This is a genomic window from Streptomyces sp. NPDC059900 (assembly GCF_050270335.1).
Lineage (GTDB): Bacteria > Actinomycetota > Actinomycetes > Streptomycetales > Streptomycetaceae > Streptomyces.
Genome location: NZ_JBNNJZ010000759.1, coordinates 1 through 3,276 on the forward strand (window position 1 = coordinate 1; position 3,276 = coordinate 3,276).

Annotated in this window: 3 protein-coding genes and 1 pseudogene; 1 reads left to right on the forward strand and 3 read right to left on the reverse strand. The window is 71.9% G+C overall.

All coding sequences use genetic code 11. The features are described from left to right. Nucleotides 1–278: pseudogene (locus tag ACQKIP_RS43415) on the reverse strand (sugar transferase); the annotation flags it as partial. 617 nt (nt 279–895) lie between these two features. Then, entirely contained in the window at nt 896–1,612 is a 717-nt protein-coding gene (locus tag ACQKIP_RS43420; protein ID WP_365859829.1) for a hypothetical protein, read from the reverse strand. 462 nt (nt 1,613–2,074) lie between these two features. On the opposite strand from ACQKIP_RS43420, the gene ACQKIP_RS43425 reads away from it, so the two are divergent. Further along, nucleotides 2,075–2,803 (forward strand): maleylpyruvate isomerase family mycothiol-dependent enzyme, encoded by a 729-nt coding sequence (locus ACQKIP_RS43425; RefSeq protein WP_365859830.1) that lies wholly within the window; start codon nt 2,075–2,077, stop codon nt 2,801–2,803. Nucleotides 2,804–2,836: 33 nt separating this feature from the next. On the opposite strand, the gene ACQKIP_RS43430 is transcribed toward ACQKIP_RS43425, so the two are convergent. After that, complete coding sequence (locus ACQKIP_RS43430; RefSeq protein WP_365859831.1) at nt 2,837–3,241, reverse strand: MarR family winged helix-turn-helix transcriptional regulator; 405 nt, start codon at nt 3,239–3,241, stop codon at nt 2,837–2,839. Between the last annotated feature and the right edge of the window lie 35 nt (nt 3,242–3,276).

Sequence of the window (3,276 nt, forward strand, 5' to 3'; positions counted from 1 at the left end):
GCCGGGGCCCAGGCCCGGCTCACCGCAAGCGCTCCCAGCACTAGGAGTTCGGTGCCGAAGGCGAGGATTCCCCACTTCTCGTGCCAGTTGGCCGCGTCCCGGGCTCCGAAGAAGATCCCGATGGACGCCACCACGAAGGCGGTGACGACCGTGTCGCTGGTGATCACGGTACGTCGGTACCGCTGCTCCCAGTCGCTCGCCGGTCGGCTGATGGTCCCGTTCGCCAGGCGCCCATGAGGCGCCGGCGGAAACGGGTCGACTAATTCCCCCTGCTGCACAGGACCCCCCACAGGTCGCAAGTCGTTCCCTCGGGAGACCCCCGCCCCCCGCGCCGCGCTGTTCATCCCCCTACGGGAGGCCCCCGCCTCCCGCGTTGCGCCGTTCTTCCCCCTCGGGAGGCCCCCGCCTCCCGCGCATGGCAAATCACGGCCGGTTCGCCGCTATGGGCACAACTCACCCTGACAGGCAGCAGATTCGCGTGACCTGCCAGACGTTCGAGGTGCCCTGGAACCAGTCCGGACCCCGGGTGCTCCCCGCACCCAAGTCCCTTTACCGGTACCGGAGTTGACCACCTCTGCGCCTGGCGCCGGGGACGCGGCTGCTGCCTGTCTCTAGCGCCGAACCTATTGATGATTGTCGGTCGCTTCATGCCCGAACAGCTGAAGCACGGTCAATTTAGACCATCGGGGTCGCCCTGTAGAGGGGGTGTGTGGAATTCGTGTTCAACCTTTGGGACTGGACGACCCCTCCAGTGCGGGCCCCCGGACGCCGTGACGACGTGGACACACCCTGTGACCTGTGACGACGCGAGTTGCCCCGGTTGCCGCCACCGGCGATTGTGAGCCGTAGCGGAATTATCAACTGGGCTGGATTTGACCCCCCGTTGGCATCGCCCCTACGGCCGGATGCGGACGCCGTGGCGGGTGCGCATCCGGTGCAGTTCCCACAGGGCGACCGCGGTCACGGACACCGGGCCGCCGAGGACCGCACACCACTGTGCGGCCGGCGGCCCGTGCGGCAGCCCGCCGTCGAGCGCCAGACTGCAGAGCATCAGCTCCCAGACGAGTACGACGGTGAGCGCGGCCGGGAGAGCGGCGTGCACGTTCGACGTGTTGAAGGCGTAGCGGGCCGCGTAGGCGGAGGCGAAGAAGAGGAACGGGAGGAGCCAGACGAGACCGATGAGCAGCGCGAGCGCCACGAGGCCGTTCAGGAGCGTTCCGTAGTTCTGCTTCAGGAAGACGGCGCTGCCCGCCAGGACGAGTCCGACGCCCACCAGGATGCCGACGTACCAGCCCACGGCCTTGAGCGGCGCGCGCAGCCGGGATCGGAGCAAGCGCCGTTGCGGGGCGGGCGCGTAGCGGATGAAGCCGAGAACGACGAGCGGCCCGGTGAAGATGAGCAGCAGCGGGGCGAGGATCACCTTCACGACGCCGTCGTTGGCCACGCCGCTCCAGCCCTCGTCCGCGCCGTAGGCGTAGATCAGGGCGAGGCTCGCGATCGCGCCGGCGATCGCGCGCCACAGCTGCACCCGGGTCACGATCCGGTCCTCGACGCGGCCCGCACCCGGCTGGTTGAAGATCGCCTCGGCGCGGCGGCGGGCGGAGCGGATCACCGGGATGAGCGGCGAGACGAAGAACAGCGCACAGCCGGAACGCCGCCGGACGGGCCGCGGCGGTTGCGGTTGCGGATAGGGGTACGGGTGCGGAGGCGGGCCCGGTTGCGGCTGCGGGGGCAGGTACGGGTTCGGCGGCGGGCCGTACGGATCCGGGCCGCCGCCTGGCCGCGGCGCGCCGTTCGCCGGTCCCCAGCCCTGATATCCCCCGTTTGCCACCGTTACCCCTTGCCTCGCGCGTCGCTTCTGAGCGCGCGCAGTTTACTGGCCGGAACGCAACGGGTGGCACCCGCAAAGCCCCCGCCGAGCCGAGCGCCTGCCGCAGGGGGCCGCCGCGGCCGCGGCGGGATCCGGCCAAAGAGGGGGAAGCCCGGCGCCGGAGGAAGCGCCCGCGCCCAAGCCCCGGCCCCGAACTGCCCGTTCGAGATCCGCCGAGCGCGCCGCGTCCGGCACAATCCCCCCATGGAGATTGCCGAGCACCTCGAAGTTCTCGACGCCGAGGGCCGATTGCTGGCCCGCGCCGCCGAAACCGCCGGGACAGGTGCCAAGGTGGCCACCTGTCCCGACTGGACCGTGCGCGATCTGCTGGGGCACACGGGGGCGGTGCACCGGTGGGCCGCGGCCTTCGTCGCCGAGGGGCACCCGGAGCCGCGGCCCATCGGCGATCCGCCGGACCTGGACGGCGCCGCCCTGATCGACTGGTACCGGCAGGCGCACGGCGACCTGGTGTCGACGCTGCGGGCTGCCGCGGCCGACGTGGAGTGCTGGGCGTTCCTGCCCGCGCCGTCCCCGCTGGCGTTCTGGGCGCGACGGCAGGCGAACGAGACGGCGATCCACCGCGTGGACGCCGAGTCCGCGCGCGGGGGCGCACCGTCGCCGATCGGCACGGCGTTCGCGGCGGACGGGATCGACGAGTTGCTGCGCGGGTTCCACGCACGCTCGCGCAGCCGGGTGCGCACGCAGGAGCCCCGCATGCTTCGCGTACGGGCGACGGACACGGACGCCGTATGGACCGTGCGCCTCTCGCAGGAGCCGCCCGTCACGGAGCGGGGCGACGGCGGCCGGGCGGAATGCGAGCTGTCGGGCCCCGCCGGGCAGCTCTATCTCGCGCTGTGGAACCGGGGGCCGTTCCCGCACGTCACCGGCGACACCGCGCTGAGCGCGCTCTGGAGCCAGACGTCGGGGGTGTGAGCCCGCCGGTCGTGCGGAGCGTGCGCCTGCCGGCTATGCGGAGGCCGTTTGCCCCAGCGTCCGTTCGAGCACCGCGCGCTGGATCGGCCGCACCTGCGCGTGCAGGCGACGCCCCTTGCCGGTGAGCACGACCCGCACACCGCGCCGGTCCTCGCTGCACATGGCGCGCTCCACCAGGCCGTCCTTCTCCAGGCGGCCGATGAGGCGGGACAGCGCGCTCTGGCTCAGGTGCACCCGGCCCGCGATGTCCTGCACGCGATAGGCGCAATCGCCGTCCGCCGCCGCGCCCTCGGACAGCACGTCGAGCACTTCGAAGTCGCTCGCCCCGAGGCCGTGCTCACGCAGGGCGCCGTCGATTTCGCACAGGGTGCGCGCGTGCACCGCGAGGATGTCGCGCCATTGGTCCACGAGCCCTTGCTCGGCCGTCTTCGCCGCCATGACATCGCACGTTAGCAGAGAATGCACCTTTGTTG